This window comes from Pedobacter yonginensis, from assembly GCF_003173595.1.
Lineage (GTDB): Bacteria > Bacteroidota > Bacteroidia > Sphingobacteriales > Sphingobacteriaceae > Pedobacter > Pedobacter yonginense.
Genome location: NZ_QGNZ01000004.1, coordinates 1 through 18,029, shown reverse-complemented (window position 1 = coordinate 18,029; position 18,029 = coordinate 1). Strand labels below are relative to the sequence as shown.

The window sequence follows — 18,029 nt, the reverse complement described above, 5'->3', positions numbered from 1 at the left end:
GATTGGCAAAACTAAAAGTGAAGAAATTAAAGAGATGATTTCAATTTTTACAATCTATCAATTTGCTCCAAAATGAATTGATGCAACCAATAAAAATGACAATATCGAATGCTTTCATTTTCCCTTTAATTATACACAGGAATTGCAGTATTATATTAGAGATTTTTTTCGTCAGATATTTTTAAGATACATTAATTAAGATTCCGGTAATATGAAAATAGCCTTCATATTACTGGCAATTGTTAAGACAAAAAATTTGAATTGATATTGATTATTTCGGTTGAGCATTTCTCTTTTTTCTATACTGCCGCTCAATCTTATTATTGACCACTTTTTCAAAATTTACTATTGCCTCACAATGTTCATAAAAGTTCGATTTTCTGCCGATTGACTCTACAGCAAGGTACTAAGTCGAGTGGCAGTTTCGTCAAACATGTCTCTCATGTAACATATCAAATGGCTTAATTTTGAGTTCGAAAATTGTCCAGTATGCTACCTTTAAATTTTAAAATGATTTGCAACTTTCGTTAATTCCTGCAAATCAGACAAGAAAAAGTTCGAAATTTGTCCAGTAAGGGCTACTAGTTAAAAGCTCATCGAAAGATGGGCTTTTTTTGTTTAATTAGCCTTACTTATCGCAAGTTCCCCCGCATTCGTTTTTGATTGATTTTAAAAAAATTTAACATTCAAAAAAAATGGCTGGTCAAAATGTCAAATCCATTTGTTCATAAAACAACAGCAAGGTTGCACACGCGACACTTGCGCCCAGCGAGGGGCAAAATAACGTGGGTACATATTGGCTGTAATCACAACGACGAATGACATTACACCGTACAGGATGAAAAAAGAATGGCTAGCAAAGCTCGGAAGTTTTGTAACTTTTTGGCCTTTATGATAAGCCTTTTATCCAAAGCAGATATATTTCAAACAGTTTATCAATGTAAATGTTTACAACATGGCCAGTCATCGCTCCAAGTTTAGCGCAAATTTCATTTGAAGAATATGCAGAAAGAGAAAATTTTGACTGGAAAATGGATATAGAATAGTAACGGAAACAATTAAGCTCAGCCAAAGATACAGGCAATAGAAAACGACAATGTGCCAGGTACACTTTGTGCTCATTTTCACCATCATCATTCCTCCCATTGGGCTGAATTTTACGCAGACGCAGTAATTATCGAATCTATGCTGATCTATCCACAGGCAACTTTTTACGGTAAGTTTGTTTTGAATGGACTCGGCAAGTTTTATTTGTCATAGCTAAGACCAAGACACAATAGCTGTTCGCATGTGTCGCAAGATGTCGCGGTTTTATAAATTAAAAGAATTCTAAAGATGAACCAATATATCGTTTTAATGCTAATTGCGGGAATTGCCAGTATTGGTATGGGCTTCATCCCCTCCATGGCCAAAAAAATTGGAATATCCTATTCGATTATCTATGTTGGCATTGGCGTGTTAATCTACCTAATATGGCCAACAGCCCTGCCCGCTCCCCTCCCACAAAAAGATAACAGCTTGGTGCTTCACCTCACCGAATTAATCGTGATCATTTCGTTGATGGGTACAGCCATAAAGATTGACAGAAGTTTCTCGTTCAGGAGGTGGGCTACCCCACTTAGGCTAATTCTCATTGCAATGATCCTGGCGATACTCGTTTCTGCATTGCTGGGTGTTTTTATTTTAGGACTTCCCCTTGCGGCTGCCCTATTGCTTGCGGCGGTTCTTGCACCCACAGATCCCGTTCTTGCTGCCGATGTACAGGTTGGGCCACCCAATGAACGTGGTAAGTCGGAACCCCGTTTTGCACTAACTTCGGAGGCTGGCCTTAATGACGGAATGGCATTTCCATTTACATGGTTGGCCATAGTTGTGGCATCTCAGGGTATCAGCACTTCCACCATGTGGCACTGGACCTGGTATTACCTTTTTTATAAAATTGCGGGAGGCCTAATCATAGGATGGCTTTGTGGCAAGCTTGTGGGATATCTGGTATTCTCAATTTCTGAAAAATATCGCTTGTTAAAGGCTTCGGATGGTTTTCTTGCGGTTTCCCTTACACTTATTGCCTATGCCATCGCCGAATCATTTCATGCCTATGGTTTCATTGCGGTATTTGTTGCGGGACTAACATTAAGACATTATGAAAAAGGCCATGAGTATCATCAGCAACTCCATTCCTTTACCGATCAAATGGAAAGAATGCTTTTGGCCGTACTGCTCATCTTTTTTGGAGGCTCATTGGTTGGTGGTGTACTTGCTCCCCTCACCCTAAAAATGGCGCTTGTATCGGTAGCATTTGTTGTTTTGGTAAGACCTTTGACCTCATATTTGTCCCTTTTAGGAAGTTCAACGCCTTTAAAAGAGAAACTTGCAATCAGTTTTTTCGGCATTCGCGGCATGGGGTCGATATATTATTTAGCCTTTGCATTTGGCGAAGTAAGATTTGATCAGCAGGATGTACTGTGGGCAGTTGTATCACTAACAATCTTGATTTCAATCGTTCTCCATGGGTTAACCGCAACGAGTATAATGGAGCGTCTTAGCAGCAATAAGAATAATTGAGACATATATCAAATGAGCAAACCGCATATAGCAGGTGATTATACTGGTATCAACTCGCCATTGAATAAGCCATGCGGAGAATAGAACGCTTATTCTCTGCATATCGTGCGGAGAATATAACGCTTATTTAGGATCAAAGAATTCCTAAAGCTTACTTGTAATGAATTGCAGCCAATCACTATACCGCTGTACGCAGTACCATCCTTTTAGCCATAACTTTGCTAATCATGGTTTTTACACGGCTCCGGTAATCTTCTCCTAACCATTGTAAATAGTTCTTGGTTACCGAACCTAGGCACTTGCCATACTGTTTTATACGCCAATTAATTTCTTTGTCTAATTCTTCTAGCAAATCGATTGCATGGCCAACTGAATCCGCATTGTCAATACACATCAATGCATGCTGGCGTATCGAATCACTCAATACTGTTTTCGCTTTTTTGCCCATTTCCATCGCCGACTGATAAGCTGATGGCACATCAAAGGATATTCGAGAACTATTTGAAAACCTGGTCCGCATTTCTACAGGCATTTGGTGGATGTCTTCCGCAGCTTTATGTAAAGTTTGATGATAGATGTCTGGATTTTCAAAAATATGTTGCCAATCAATTGGCTCATCCCATCCACCAAATCGCTCAGCATTATTTCCAAGATCGATGATGTTAAATCTTTTTTTGCCTGGCAACTTTCTCGCTCCTCTGCCAATCATTTGATGATATAGCGTAAGTGAGGTTGTGGCACGATTGAGAATGATGGATTGCACCGAAGGCTCGTCGAAACCTGTTGTAAGGATGGATACAGATGTAAGTATGGCGCCTTTGGTCTTCTTAAACCACCGCAATATTTCCTCCCGCTCCGCAGCATCTGTTTTATTATCAAGGTGCCGAATGGGGAAACCCGCAGCCGAAAAAGAATCATGCACTTTTCTGGATGTAAATATCCCATTGTTAAATATGAGCGTTTTTTTTCCCAACGAGTGTTCCCGATAAGCATGAAGCAGAAGATCAAGCATGGCTGGGGAGGAATAAAGTTCGTCTGAACTTCTTACCGTAAAGTCGCCATGGATTCCTCTGGTCAAGGTATTGAGTTCAACATCATAACTATAGGCTTTTGGTTTTGCTAAAAATCCTTGCTCAATGAGGGCTCCTATAGGCTCACCTACCACAAGTTCATGATAGAACTGCTTCATTGGAAGATTTACGTCTGCTGAGAAAGGCGTTGCAGTAACCCCGATAACTGATGCATTGGGAAATTTACCCAGCAATTTATGAAAAGAATTGTGGTGCGCTTCATCAATAATCACTAGGCCAACACTCTCGGTATCAATAAGGCCATCATTTATGCGGTTTTTTAAGGTTTCTACCATGGCCACATAACATGCAAATAGCTCTTTTTTTGGAACCCTTTTTACAGCACTATTAATCACCTTATTATTTAAACCCGTACCCTTAAGCGCATTTGACGTTTGCTTACAAAGTTCGCGCCTGTGCGTAAGTACAATCACCTTTTTACCGTAGGCTGCAACGTAGCGTTCTGCAATTTCGGAGAAGATAATTGTCTTTCCCCCACCTGTAGGCAGTTGATAGAGCAAACGATAATTGGCGCCGCCACTTCTTAGTTTTTCAAAGATGGTTTGAATATCATTTTCCTGATAAGGATAAAGTTTATTCTTTTGGATCGGCGCTGATGATTGGGATGTGACCTGCATATTCCTATAACCTTGCAAACCACGGAAAGTTTTGCGCACACTCAAAATCCTTTTAGTAAAATCTGGAGAGATTTGGGTTTTGCATAGCACGTTTTAAAACTCCACAATAAAAAAAACGTAATTAAAAATCTAATCATCACCAATTTCCGTAGGTGCAAATAATATCCATTTAAAGAGTGGAAAACATATGGCGCTTAATTACCAAAAGTTTTTTATAGTATTTATCCTGCTCATTTCTTTTGGGAGCAGAGTTGTTGCCTATGCCGTTCCATTCCATAAATCAGCGATAGAGGTTTTAAAGCAAAGTGACAATGATGAGGCTGATCAATCTGATACTCCAGATGAAGAAGATCAAGTTGGAGAAAAGCTTAAACTGACCGATTTATTAATTCCGAAATTCTCAAATTTCGAATTTGCAGATTTATCAGATTCCAAAGCCAAACTATTTGAAGGTCATTTCAACCTAACTTATTGCCACCTCACCGTTCAAGAGCAACCGCCCAAATAGGCCGTAACGAGCGCTCCATCACCATTTCAATTTCTTACATAATTTTAAAAACCATGATAAAAACTAAACATTTTATTATAATGGCTTTATTCGCCCTTATAACTCCAATTTTGTTTTCTGCCTGCAAAAAAGACAGAAATTTGCCTGAACAAGAAGTACTTACACCAGGACCAGATGTAGATTTTTATGCTTTAACATCTGATGGTAAATTATTACTCATCAACGCTAAAAATCCATCAACCATTAAATCCACCATCAGCCTTTCTGGCTTACAAAGTGGTGAAACAATTTTAGGAATCGATTTCCGACCTGCTACCGGACAACTTTATGGTATCGGAAGCTCAAGTCGTTTGTATGTAATTGATTATAAAACTGGTGCTGCGAGATCAATTTCTGCTGCCCCATTTACGCCTGCATTAAACGGAACATCAGTTGGCTTTGATTTTAATCCCACAGTAGATCGGATTCGTTTGGTTACCAGCGCAGGCCAAAACCTTCGACTAAATCCTGAAACTGGAACCGTAGCAGCAACAGATGGCAGCATCAATGGCGTTGCAAACGCTAGGGTGTCATCAGTTGCTTACACACAGAATAAAGCCGGTGCAACAACAACCGTACTTTTTGATGTTGATGCGGCTAACGATAAATTGCACAAACAAGATCCGCCTAATGATGGCAAACTTGTAGAGGTGGGTAATCTTGGCTACGACGTTGATGAAGTTGGTGGTTTTGATATTAATCCTGACGGAACAGCTGCACTTGCCGCACTTACCACAGGTGGAACTTCCGCTTTGTTTACAATCGACTTAAACTCAGGTAAGGCATCAAAAATTGGAAATTTAAGCACTCAAATCGTTGGTGTGGCTATTCCAACAGAACCAGTAGCTTATGCCGTTTCGAACAACAATGAATTGTTAATTTTTAATCCGGCTTCTAGTAACCCAACGCTAATTTCAAAAGCCATTACAGGCATTCAAGTTGGAGAAAGCATTTTAGGTATAGACATGAGACCATTAAACGGACAACTGTTTGCCTTCGGCAGCACTAGCCGTATTTACAGCATTAATGCATCGTCTGGCTTGGCTACAATGGTTGGAACTGGACCACTAACTACCTTATTAAGCGCTACACAGATTGGCTTTGATTTTAATCCAACTGTAGATAGAATAAGAATAGTTGGAAATAATGGTCAGAACTTTAGGGTAAATCCTGCTGATGGTGTTTTAACTGTAGATGGAAACATTTCCTTAACTACTGCAACAGTTTCTGGTTCGGCTTATACCAACAATTTTGCAGGTGCTACCACAACGGTACTGTTTGATATAGATGATCTTGGTAACCGCCTATACAAACAAGACCCACCAAACATGGGAACTCTAGTAGATGTTGGCCCGCTTGGAATAAATGTTGAAGCAAATAGTGGCTTTGATATTGGTGGAACAAGCGGAACCGCATACGGCATATTCACCGTAGCTGGTGTGCAAAGATTATACACCGTTAATTTAACAAGTGGCGCTGCAACAGCTGGCGCAACCATAACAACCGCAGTACGTGGGTTTACCCTCGGCTTAGGTTTCTAAAATCATTAAAAAAATAAGCTATGGCTTAAGGGCCATAGCTTATTTCAATACGAATTACGAATGCAGCCCTAATTTACATCAAACCAAAGTTTTGTAGTCAACAAATCTGCACCTTGGTTGGCAACAGCATTTTTGTAGCTCTGTAAATTTAAAGATTGCTCCGTTCCTGGATAAATAAAACGCACCGGGATCTGCCCATTCAACACCGTATTAACAGATGCTGTAAGTTGAGGAAAATCCAATCGACGCCTTTCTGCCCAGGCTTCTAAACCTTGCCCAAAAAGTGCAAGCCACTTTTGCTCACCAATTGATTTTTTATAATTTGTTGCATCATACTGAACCGAAGCTTGCGCGGCGTAAGTGTTCGTTGCAGCATCAGAAATGCCATATTGTTTTAAAGATGCTTTAACGGCCTGTTGATACAGATCTGCCGCATCTTCAGTTGTTAAACCTCTTGCCGCCGCCTCTGCACGATCAAATAAAAGTTCGGCATAACTGAAAATCACAGCTGGTGCCTGTGGCAAAAGAAAGTAAGCTCCTGGCTTTGATGTTCGTGCAAAACCCAAATTACTGGCTTCAGAGTTTGTTAAACCATTCGGCAAACCAACATATTCCTGTGGTGTAACTGTTTGAGTTTTGCTTGCATAGATGGCCAAACGTGGGTCGTTAAGGCTAAACAACTTATCTACAATAGTTTTACTGATTCGGTAATCATCCCTCGTATCAAATTGTGCACTCACTGGATTTTGTTGAGGAGAGATTTGATAAATTAATTGGGCAATATCTGTATTGTCGCTAATGTAAACATCTCCATCTGCCTTAATTTCATCCAAAACTTGCTTGGCCTTTGCTGGCTCTCTATCCGCAATGCGTAGTGCAATTCTAAGCCTTAAGGAGTTGGCCAGTTTTTTCCACCGTGCAATGTTTCCATTATAAATAATATCGCCACCAATGGTTTTTCCTGCTGGATCAAGTGTGGTCTTAGCTGTTTTTAAATCTGCAAGCAAGCCATAATAAACATCTTTTTGCTTATCATAGGCAGGCGTAATATACTGGTTTAATTTTCCTGCTTGGCTGTATGGAATATCCCCATAAGCATCTGTCAGCAATAAAAAAGTCCACGATCTCAAAGTTAAGCCTACCCCTGTATAATTCGGATTACTCGTGGCAGTACCAATTTCGATAATTTTATTGAAACTGGTGATACTCTGAGAGAAAGCCGTTGACCAAAGTGATGTAAAGCTGCTGTTTGAATATATAAAACGATCTTCTTCGGTATATTGAACTTTTGCCCATTGTTGGGTAAAAAGCAAGCTCGAATTCATATTATTTGTTGTACCCCAATAGGCATCTACGGTGTTTTTGATTGCACCCGTCAACAAATAATCGGGCTGGGCATTTTCTGTAGCATTCGGATTGATGTTTACTTGATCAAGCTCTTTACTGCAAGATGCAAATGACAATGCTAAAACTGCGATTAAATATATGCTATTCTTTTTCATGATTGGAATGTTAAAATTTGACGTTTAAGTTGATGCCGTAAGTTCTAGTGGTTGGGTTAGAAAGACTTTCCAATCCTTGTCCGTTGCCCGTATTAAATGCAACTTCCGGATCGATGTCTGTTACGTTTCTGTGGATGATCCAAAGATTACGGCCAACCAACGAAACCGAAACCCCTTGAAGACTTAAAGAGCGAATCCATTTTGATGGAAGATTGTAACTGAGTTTTACCTCACGCAATTTCACATAAGAAGCATCAAAAATATTGGCTTCATCGATTGTTCTGAAAGACTTATAATAGGTTTGAGCCGGAAGAATTTTCTCATTACGCTTGCCATCAGCAGTTACGCCATCAAAAATAATCCCATCATCATACACCGTTACCCCGGCTGGTGCAGCTGCACCATTTGCAAGCCTAACCGTTCCATTTGCCTTTACGTTACCAGGATAGTAGTACGATATTCCCCCGTACTCTGCACCTCTACCCGGTAGTGTAGAGGCTAAAACGCCAGTGTATGTTCCTGTTGCGTAAGTTCCATTGTAGATAGAACCTCCAAAACTTGCATCAACTAAAACGCCTAGGCTAATGCCCTTGTAGCTGAAGGTATTTGAAATTCCACCAATCCAATCTGGCGTGTATTTTCCCAATACTTTTTTATTTGGATCAGTTTGCGGTGCCCCTGTAGCATTAACTACAATATTGCCGTTTCCATCTCTTAAAAAGGCATTACCAAAAAGCGCACCGTAAGGCTGACCTACAGCCGCAATTACCTGTGCCGAACTTGTAGCCACTACGTAGTTTTGTAAAAGTCCTGCTTGATCAAGCTCAATCACCTTACTTCTATTGGCAGCATAATTTACATCAATGTCCCATGTAAACTGTTTCTTTATCGGTGTAACCCCCAATTGAACCTCAATTCCTTTATTGTTGATTTTGCCTGCGTTAAGCAATTTCGAACGAAATCCCGTACTCTGACTTACATCTACACTTAAAATCTGATTGTAACTATTGGTGTTATACACACTTAAATCAAAACGAAGTCTTTTATTAAACAGAACCGCTTCTGCCCCAAGTTCCGAAGATGTAGTGGTTTCTGGTTTTAAATCTGGATTCAAATCTGTAGTGGAGGCGCTTAGTTGTGGATTTGTTCCAAAAGGTGCACCAAAAACGTAGGTATTTTGTAATCGGTAAGGATCGGCATCTTTACCCACCTTAGACCAACCTCCTCTAATTTTTGCATAATCTAACACCTCACCTTTGATATCAAAAGCTTCAGTAAGTACCAAACTTCCATTAAATGATGGATAAAAATACGACCTATTTTGAGCAGGTAAAGTAGATGACCAATCGTTACGTGCGGTAATATTTGCAAACAAGTAATTTCTGAAACCTATCTGCGCCGAAGCGTATCCACTGTAAGATTTTAATTTACTGTAATTGTTGGAAGAAGTTAGCGGATCTCTAGAATTACTTAAGGTATATAAACCTGCTACAGCCAAACGTGGTGCACTTTGATCGTTTTGCTCAATGTAACGAGAACGGATATTGCTTCCTAATAATGCCTCTAAGCTAAAATCTTGATTCAGTTGCTTGTTATAGGTTAAGGTTGCATCGGTATTATTTTCGTTTACAGTAAAAGCACTTTCGGTATAAGAACCAAATGGCGAACCATTGGTACCATAGGCAATTTTAATTTTACGGCGATCATTATAATAATCCGTTCCCGATCGAAAATTAAATTCCAAGCCATCAACAATTTTGTAATTTAACCCTATGCTTCCAATTAAGCGGTTTCTGTTTTGAGCAACTGTATTCTCGTAAGCTACCCAATATGGATTGCTGTAGTAGCTATTATTCCAGTTAAAGGTGTTGCCATTCTCATCTAAGTAATTCTTTAACTGATTGATATCGACTTGCCTACCAAACCAAGTAAATTGCAACATGGTACTGGTTGATCTTGAACCCCCTGTGCCGGGTAAATTATCCGAACTCAGTTTGCTATAATTTGCATTAGCTAAAATGGTTAACTTTGGTGTTAGCCTTAAAGTAGTATTTAGAGCAAAGGAATTTTTACCCTGACCAGAATTTGGGATAATGCCCACCTGTTTCAAATTGTTATAAGATAATCTATAGTCAATTTTATCACTGGCATCTTCAATGGAAACACCATTGGTTAAGGCGTAACCGGTTTCGAAAAAATCTCTAACATTATCTGGATGCGCAATGAATGGAACCGCAACACCTTTTGAGTAAAACTGAGGAATCAATCTTCCATCCAATCTCGGCCCCCAACTTTCATCCACACCATCATTTATACCCGCACCTTTACCATCTACATAACTAAATTTACCTTCAGAACCCTGTCCGAAAGCATTTTGATATTTCGGCAGCGTAAGTAAGGTTTCTAGAACCGCATTCGAGTTTAAAGTAACACCCACACCTTTTTTAGATTTACCCGATTTTGTTTTTATAATGATTACCCCTGCAGCCGCTCTAGATCCGTAAAGCGCAGCAGCGTTCGGTCCTTTTAAAACGCTAATCGATTCAATATCATTTGGATTAATATCAGAAATTGTATTGGCGTAATCTCTTGCACCTGCCGAGTTGAGTTGCGAGTTATCAACTGGTATCCCATCTACAACAAAAAGTGGCTGGTTGTTACCAGAAATGGAAGTTTCTCCCCGAATCACCACTCTAGAAGAACCCATATCGCCCTGGCTATTCGTAACCCTAACACCAGCAATTTTACCAGCTAAGGCATTTACCAGGTTCGTTTCTTTAGCTTCAGCTAGGCTTTCTCCCTTAAGCTCTTGCACGGCATAGCCCAAAGATTTTTTCTGTCTAGAAATTCCGAGTGCCGTAACCACAACCTCGTCCAAGGCATTTTCGCCGTCCTTCAACACAATCTCTAAAGCATTAGAGCTTCTATCAACTTCAATTTCTCTAGAGGGAAATCCAATGTAGGAGAACACGAGCGTACCTTTACCCGCTAGGGAAATTGAAAAAGCCCCTCTTCCATCAGTAACTACGGCTTGTTTAGTTCCTTTTACCAATACAGAAACACCTGGGAGGGTTTCTCCAGTAGATGATTTTACCGCTCCAGAAACAACAATGTTTTGAGCCTGCACAATTTGAGTAAGCAACAACAATATTAAAATTGCAGGGAGCTTGAATTTTTTAAGCATGTTTAAATGTTTAATGAATGATGAATGATTTCGCACGTATAAAATCAAGGCATAGCAATTCCATGTCGCTACTTTTAGGCGATTTTATAAATACATAAATTGAGTTTAATTTTGGGCTAAGAAAGCCCGAGATACTTATCCAACTTTTTGAATAAATAATCTACACATCAGCTTCTCGTGATGAAATTTTTGACTCTTCAAAGGGCATGATTTTGGCTCGTTAGTTTTTTCCATGGGATGTACATTTAATTTTCAACTAATAACTCATCAATCAGGTTTCTGGCGAAGCTCTATGTAAAAAAGCACCCCTTAAATCAGAAGTGCTTGCAGATATTAACATAAATGTTATTGCATTCAACTGACTTAACTACCCCAAAAAATTTGGGATGGAATTAGCACCATTTCTATTTAAAGACGGTTGCTAAGGTTTCATAGGGCCATTCCCTCCACCTTTCTTGATAAGTATTTTAAAATAACTGGCGCAAAGATAGTATAAAATATATATAGTCTATAATTTTAGTAGATTTTATTCAAAATATTTTTTGTTGCCATTAATGATGCGTAAATTTGACGACTAATTTAGTAGATTAATCATCCCCATGAACATAAAATTCTTATTGCCAATTGTCGCCTTAAGCCTATTCTTTCAAAATAGCCAAGCCCAAACAAAAAACAAACAAGTGTCTAACTATGGTGTCAACGATAAAAAATTTGTTGCCGCGGGTAATTGGCGTGGAGCGTTTAAAATAAAACCAGGGGTTGAAGTTCCCTTTAATTTTGATATTGCCGGAAAAGATGCCAACAACCTAAACTTGGTGTTCCTCAATGCCGAGGAACGTTTCCTTGGAGGCCAGGTGACTCAAACTGCCGACTCGCTTTTTGTTAAGTTAGACCAGTTTGATAACGAGCTTGCCTTTAAAATAGCAGGCGATTCACTCGTAGGGGTACTCAGAAAACAAGATCAATCTGGCAGACCACTCGCTGTTGTTGCAGAACGTGGCAAAACTTACAGATTTAAACCAGAAGGCATTGCACCCGCAGGAGATTTCTCTGGAACCTATGATGTGGTTTTCAAATCTCAAACCGGCAATGATGAAAAAGCTGTGGGTGTATTTAAACAAGTCGGAAATAAAATAACCGGAACGTTTTTAAGAATTACGGGCGATTCTCGTTATTTAGAAGGAAGCGTAGAAGGCAATAACTTTTCACTCTCTAGTTTTATTGGTTCTTCTCCATCATACTACAAGGGTACATTTTCAAAAGATGGAACATTGAACGGCGAAGTAGTTTCGGCAAGGGGAAACCAACCCTTCACTGGTACACAAAATAAAAATGCCGCGCTTCCAGATGCCAACAAACTCACATTCTTAAAGGAGGGATACAAAACTTTAGACTTTTCTTTTCCTGATGTTAACGGAAAGAAAATAGCGCTAAGCGATGAAAAATTTAAAAACAAGGTTGTAATTCTAACCATAACAGGCACATGGTGCCCCAACTGTGTTGATGAAGCTTCTTTCATAGCACCTTGGTACAAAGAAAACCGAAATCGAGGCGTAGAAGTTATTGGCATTCATTATGAAAGGCAAACGGATTCTGCTTACGTAAAAAAGGTTTTGACAAGATTTAGAGAAAAATTCGGTATTGAATACGATCAGGTTATTGCAGGTACTCCAGATAAGCAATTGGTGGCTAAATCTCTGCCAGCACTTAGCAATTTTCTATCCTTCCCAACCACCATCATCATTAATAAAAAGGGTGAGGTGGCACGAATTCATACCGGATATAGCGGTCCGGCAACCGGAAAATATTATACCGATTTTGTAAAAGAATTTAATGATGAAATTGATGGCTTATTGAAACAGTAAGTTTATCCCTTAACTAAGTGGATTGAAAATGCCTCGAAATGAATTTTTCGGGGCATATTTAGTTGATGCGGATTTTATTGTCTTCTGTATCCGATTGTAAAAATTGCTATCTTGCGGCACTAATTTCATGCGTATTTTTAACAACCCTACAGTCAAGAAAATCTCTAACTTCCTTCTAAAAAAAGAGGTTGTTATTGGCTTGTACATTTTATTGGCCCTTATAGCTGGAGCCAAACAATACACGCATCACAGTTTTAATAACTACCTCATTTACAAATACGTTTACTGGCATACGGTCGATAGTCAAAATCTATACCTTAATTACTCCGAATATTTAGATAGCAATCATTATGGTCCAGTTTTTTCATTATTCGTTGCACCCTTCGCGCTCCTGCCCGATGGTTTAGGAATGATCCTATGGAACGTGGCCAATGTTGCTGTTTTACTTTGGGGCATTTTTAGCTTGCCACTTAGCTTAAGAAAACAAATTTTAATGGCTTGGATCTGCGCCCATGAAGCACTAACAGCACTGTTTAGTTTTCAATTTAACATCGCCCTAACCGGAACCATACTGCTTGGCTTTTCCTATCTTATCAAGAAAAAAGAAGTCCAGTCGGCATTCTTCATCGCCTTTGGCACATTGGTTAAACTCTATGGAATTGTTGGGTTGGCTTTTTTCTTCTTTACCAAGAATAAGATAAAGTTCATTTTAGGCGGAGTGTTGGCATTTGCCGTTTTGTTTGCTTTACCCATGCTGATTTCCTCGCCCAACTTCGTCATGCAGTCTTACTACGATTGGTACAGCTCACTATCACACAAAAACGACTTAAATGCTTCGCTAACCTCCTTTCAAGACATTTCATTAATGGGAATTGTTAGGCGGGTAACTGCAGATGTCACCATCCCAAACACACCATTTTTACTCTTGGGAATTGTGTTGTTTGGTTTACCTTACATAAGAATCAAGCAATATCAACATATCGGCTTCAGATTAATGTTATTGGCCTCAACCTTAATTTTCACCGTAATCTTCAGTAGTGGGTCAGAATCTCCAACCTACATCATCGCTTTCGCAGGTGTAGCCATTTGGTTTCTGGTTCAATCCTCCCCAAAAAATGGATGGATTATCGGGTTGCTGGTTTTCGCTTTTGTACTCACCAGCTTATCCCCAACGGATATTTTCCCGGGGCAGGTTAAAGAATTTATTCGTCTATATTCGCTTAAAGCCCTACCTTGCACAATCATTTGGTTAACCCTTATTTATCAAATGATGACAGTTGATTTTCAGCGCCATTTGATTGCCGATAAATGAAAAAATTAGTCTCCATAGTTATTCCCGCCTACAACGAAGCCGATAATATTTTCGTTATTGCCGAAAGCATTAAAAAAGTGTTTTCAACAATTCACTATGATTACGAAATCATTTTGGTGGATGATGGTAGTGCAGATCATACCCTCGAAAAAATAAAAGAATACGCCAATACAAGTGAAAATATTTTCTTTCTTGAATTTTCTAAAAATTTCGGTCACCAGTTAGCGGTTAAAGCAGGCATGGATCATGCTTATGGTGATTGTGTAATTTCGATGGATTGCGACATGCAACATCCTCCAGAATTGATTCCAGAAATGTTATTGAAATGGGAAGAAGGTTTTGAGGTGGTTTACACCATTCGCGAGGAGGATAAAGCATTGTCCAAAGGTAAAAGGAGTTCTTCAAGTCTATTTTACAAGCTTCTAAACTGGCTCTCTGACATTGATTTGGAACCAGGTGCCGCAGATTTCAGACTATTAGATCAAAAGGTAGTTAATATTTTTAGAAACTTTCACGAGAATGAACCCTTTCTCCGTGGCTTGGTAAAATGGCTTGGCTTTAAACAATATGCCATAAAATATAACCCAGCCGCCCGCTTTTCTGGCAAAAGCAAATACACAGTTAAGAAAATGTTTCGCCTTGCGCTACATGGTGTTACATCGTTTAGCATAAAACCCTTATATTCTGCGGTTTACTTGGGCTTCATTTTTTCTTTTGCGTCTGTACTTTACATCCCTTATGTAATTTATGCATTTGTAAATAATGTTGAAGTTTCTGGCTGGGCATCTATGCTAATGACAATCGTTTTCTTCGGAGGATTGCAATTAATTATTTTAGGGATAATTGGCATATATGTGGGCAAAATGTTCATGCAAGCGAAAAACAGACCTAATTACATCATCCGTTCCACCAACATTCAAAATAAATAATGGTTCTGCTAAGTTTTGATATTGAAGAATTCGACATGCCTTTTGAATATGGAAAAGAAATTTCCTTTTCAGATCAGATTGCAATTTCTAGGGCGGGCACCATTGCGATTTTGAATCTCCTAGACAAATATGAAGTAAAGGCTACTTTTTTTTGCACCGTAACCTTCGCAGAGAACATTCCAGATCTGATTAAGCGAATAACAGATTCGTGCCATGAACTCGCCTCTCACGGATATTACCACTCAGATTTTAAGCCAGAACATTTGTTGCAATCGAAAATTAAACTCGAAGAACTTTCAGGCAAAGAAATTTTAGGATATAGGATGGCCAGAATGATGCCTGTTGATGAGAAAGAAGTGGCCAAGGCCGGATACGCCTATAACACCTCCATCAACCCAACCTACTTACCAGGCCGATATAATAACTTTAACGTTTCCAGAACATTTTTTAAAAAAGAAAATGTATTGCAGATTCCTGCTTCCGTAAGCCCACTCGTGCGATTCCCATTATTTTGGCTATCGTTCCATAACTTACCACTTGTTGCTTACAAAGCCCTTGCAAGCTGGACTTACAAGAAAGACCACTACCTAAATATTTACTTTCACCCATGGGAGTTTACCGATTTGGATAATTTTGAAAGGTTTGGCTTCCCTGGATATGTAAGAAAAAATACTGGCGATAAAATGATTCAAAGGATGGATAAGCTCATCTCATGGATGAAATCTAAAAAATACCCCTTCGGAACTTTTAGAGATTTCATCAAAACCATTTAACCGAATTGTATTACTAATACGTTTCCGCAAGCTTTAGGGCATTATAGGCATTTACGATTCCACCGCTTACACAAAGTTCAGAAAACGGCACTCTAATCGTCTCATTGCGTTCATTTTTGTATTTAACTTTATGTAAAACTTTGGAAACAGATTTCATGATAATCTCTCTAACTTGATTTGGTTTCAGTGTTGGGTAATAACTTAAAATTAACGCAGCTAAACCCGATACAACAGGCGATGCCATACTTGTACCATCCAAATCTTCGTATTTACCATCAGGAACAGTAGAATTAATTAAAAATCCGGGAGCAAAAACATCAACATTATACTTTCCATAGTTCGAGAAGTCAGCTTTCAAATTATCGTCATCTTTATAGGAGCTTGCTCCAACTTCAATCCAATTACTAGCATGGGGCAAATTAAACTTAGCTGAATCAAGAGGAATAGGCTTCAAATTTGACGATCCGCCCGCAGTAGAACGCATACCCATACCATTTTGCATCGGCCTAGGTGGAGTGAAATCTGGTTTTACAGGCTTTTTATGATCCAATTTGTATGCTTCGGCTTCTGGGCTATCAAAATATTTATTTGGATAATTTTCTTCAATGTCATTATTTTGATTGTCATTTCCGGCAGCATGAACCAGCAATACGCCTTTAGATTCTGCATATTTGACGGCCTCATCAACCACCTTTTTATCCCACTTATACGCCTTGCCGAAACTCATGTTAATTACTTTCGCACCATTGTCAACAGCATAACGAATGCCATTTGCAACGTCTTTATCACGCTCATCGCCTGTTGGTACCACACGAATCGCCATAATACTCACATGATTTGCTACCCCCATAATACCTAAATTATTTGACCGATCGGCCCCAATGATGCCAGAAACGTGCGTTCCATGCAGTGCATCGGGTCCTTTTACATCTCCATTTCCATAGTTTTTCTGATTAGGATCGGAATAATCATCTCCTACAAGCTCCGCACGTAAATCATACTTGGGGTTCAGATTGTATTTCAACATGGCGTCATACTGTTCGTAGGCATCTTTAATGTTCTTATAAAACTTCTCGAAACTCCCATCTTCTCTAGCGCCTTTTTTGATGATTGTTTTTACTTGTTCTTCGGTTTCATCATCTGCTTTATAATTGTCTAGGTCATCTAGGCTTGGCATTTTTTTATTATTGATTTTTGCTACAGAATCTAATACTTTATTAATGGCAATAAGTACTGAAAATGTATTGCTGGCATCCTCATATTTTTTACCAAAGTCACCTACCATCTTCTTGTATAGTCTAAATTCCTCTTTCTGAGTGCTATCAAGAGGCGTTAAATTTGTAGTTGATTGGTACTTTGGCGTATAGATTCTAAGCAGTCTTACCAACTCTAAATTGTCAAACTGCAAGTTGCCTTTCTTTGATCCAATAAAGTTCCAGCCGTGCACATCATCAACATATCCATTCCCATCATCATCAATACCATTGCCAGGGATTTCCTTTTTGTTGGTCCAAAGCACTTCTTTTAAATCTGGATGATCGATATCTACACCTCCATCGATCACGGCAACAATAATATTTTGTTTGGGTTTTTTATCTTTCAACAAATCTCGATAGGCTTTTTCGGTACTGATGCCGAAGAAGCCATTTTCAACCATATCAAGATTAAACCAATTTGCGGGCAACTTTACATCCTTGCTTTGGGCAAATGTTAAAGTGTGCAAACAAAGAAGAAAGCTTAGAGCTATTATTTTTTTAAAATTCACATTAATCATAACGATATCTACGTAATAGTGCAATTATACGGTTTTATTGTATTCAGCTAGAATGATTTAGCACAATTTAACAAACACTGGTGACAATCTATCGCTAGGATGATAAAGATCTGGTTGAATTTAAGATATGATAGAGTAGCTGTATGGAATAAAAAAAGGGTATAAAACAAGAAAACCCTGCAACGTTAGTTACAGGGTTTCTTTTAAGATCTGGCACCGACCTACTCTCCCACGTGTTACCGCAGTACCATCGGCTCTGGCGGGCTTAACTTCTCTGTTCGGAATGGGAAGAGGTGGACACCGCCGATATAGGCACCTGAATGCTTTTA

General features: G+C 39.1%; 11 protein-coding genes, 1 rRNA gene and 1 riboswitch. Of the genes, 7 read left to right on the top strand and 5 right to left on the bottom strand.

Translation table 11 applies throughout. The features are described 5' to 3' along the window. The first annotated feature begins 1,335 nt into the window (after nt 1-1,335). Nucleotides 1,336-2,565 (top strand): cation:proton antiporter, encoded by a 1,230-nt coding sequence (locus DHW03_RS14995; protein WP_109926667.1) that lies wholly within the window; start codon nt 1,336-1,338, stop codon nt 2,563-2,565. Between the two features lie 178 nt (nt 2,566-2,743). Here DHW03_RS14995 and DHW03_RS14990 read toward each other — a convergent pair whose 3' ends face one another. Beyond that, nucleotides 2,744-4,312 (bottom strand): DEAD/DEAH box helicase, encoded by a 1,569-nt coding sequence (locus DHW03_RS14990; RefSeq protein WP_240618554.1) that lies wholly within the window; start codon nt 4,310-4,312, stop codon nt 2,744-2,746. Nucleotides 4,313-4,460: 148 nt separating this feature from the next. Between DHW03_RS14990 and DHW03_RS14985 the strand changes: the two genes are divergently transcribed. Further along, entirely contained in the window at nt 4,461-4,781 is a 321-nt protein-coding gene (locus tag DHW03_RS14985; RefSeq protein WP_109926665.1) for a hypothetical protein, read from the top strand. 80 nt (nt 4,782-4,861) lie between these two features. Continuing rightward, nucleotides 4,862-6,361, top strand: a complete 1,500-nt coding sequence (locus DHW03_RS14980; RefSeq protein ID WP_240618553.1) for a DUF4394 domain-containing protein — start codon at nt 4,862-4,864, stop codon at nt 6,359-6,361. A 68-nt stretch (nt 6,362-6,429) separates the two neighbouring features. Here the strand turns inward: DHW03_RS14980 and DHW03_RS14975 are convergent, their stop codons facing one another. Both DHW03_RS14975 and DHW03_RS14970 read right to left on the bottom strand, forming a co-directional pair. Further along, nucleotides 6,430-7,863: a SusD/RagB family nutrient-binding outer membrane lipoprotein gene (locus DHW03_RS14975; RefSeq protein ID WP_109926663.1), complete on the bottom strand. Its 1,434-nt coding sequence runs from the start codon at nt 7,861-7,863 to the stop codon at nt 6,430-6,432. 10 nt (nt 7,864-7,873) lie between these two features. Next, nucleotides 7,874-11,047, bottom strand: coding sequence for a SusC/RagA family TonB-linked outer membrane protein (locus DHW03_RS14970; protein WP_109926662.1), 3,174 nt, complete (start codon nt 11,045-11,047; stop codon nt 7,874-7,876). 360 nt (nt 11,048-11,407) lie between these two features. Then, nucleotides 11,408-11,512, bottom strand: a riboswitch (SAM riboswitch). Between the two features lie 134 nt (nt 11,513-11,646). Between DHW03_RS14970 and DHW03_RS14965 the strand changes: the two genes are divergently transcribed. The 4 genes from DHW03_RS14965 to DHW03_RS14950 all read left to right on the top strand — a co-directional run bounded on the left by DHW03_RS14965 (nt 11,647) and on the right by DHW03_RS14950 (nt 15,926). Next, on the top strand, nt 11,647-12,912 hold the full coding sequence (locus DHW03_RS14965) for a peroxiredoxin family protein (RefSeq protein WP_109926661.1): 1,266 nt from the start codon (nt 11,647-11,649) through the stop codon (nt 12,910-12,912). A gap of 127 nt (nt 12,913-13,039) precedes the next feature. Then, nucleotides 13,040-14,224, top strand: coding sequence for a glycosyltransferase family 87 protein (locus DHW03_RS14960; protein WP_109926660.1), 1,185 nt, complete (start codon nt 13,040-13,042; stop codon nt 14,222-14,224). Beyond that, on the top strand, nt 14,221-15,153 hold the full coding sequence (locus tag DHW03_RS14955) for a glycosyltransferase family 2 protein (RefSeq protein ID WP_109926659.1): 933 nt from the start codon (nt 14,221-14,223) through the stop codon (nt 15,151-15,153). The genes DHW03_RS14960 and DHW03_RS14955 overlap by 4 nt, the downstream gene beginning before the upstream one ends. Continuing rightward, on the top strand, nt 15,153-15,926 hold the full coding sequence (locus tag DHW03_RS14950; protein WP_109926658.1) for a polysaccharide deacetylase family protein: 774 nt from the start codon (nt 15,153-15,155) through the stop codon (nt 15,924-15,926). Before DHW03_RS14955 ends, DHW03_RS14950 begins: the two co-directional genes overlap by 1 nt. Nucleotides 15,927-15,939: 13 nt before the next feature. On the opposite strand, the gene DHW03_RS14945 is transcribed toward DHW03_RS14950, so the two are convergent. Both DHW03_RS14945 and rrf read right to left on the bottom strand, forming a co-directional pair. Further along, nucleotides 15,940-17,649 carry a S8 family peptidase gene (locus DHW03_RS14945; RefSeq protein WP_449577886.1) on the bottom strand — a complete coding sequence of 570 codons (1,710 nt, stop codon included), beginning with the start codon at nt 17,647-17,649 and terminating at the stop codon, nt 15,940-15,942. Nucleotides 17,650-17,908: 259 nt separating this feature from the next. After that, nucleotides 17,909-18,020: ribosomal RNA gene (rrf, locus tag DHW03_RS14940) — 5S ribosomal RNA — on the bottom strand. Nucleotides 18,021-18,029: the final 9 nt, after the last annotated feature.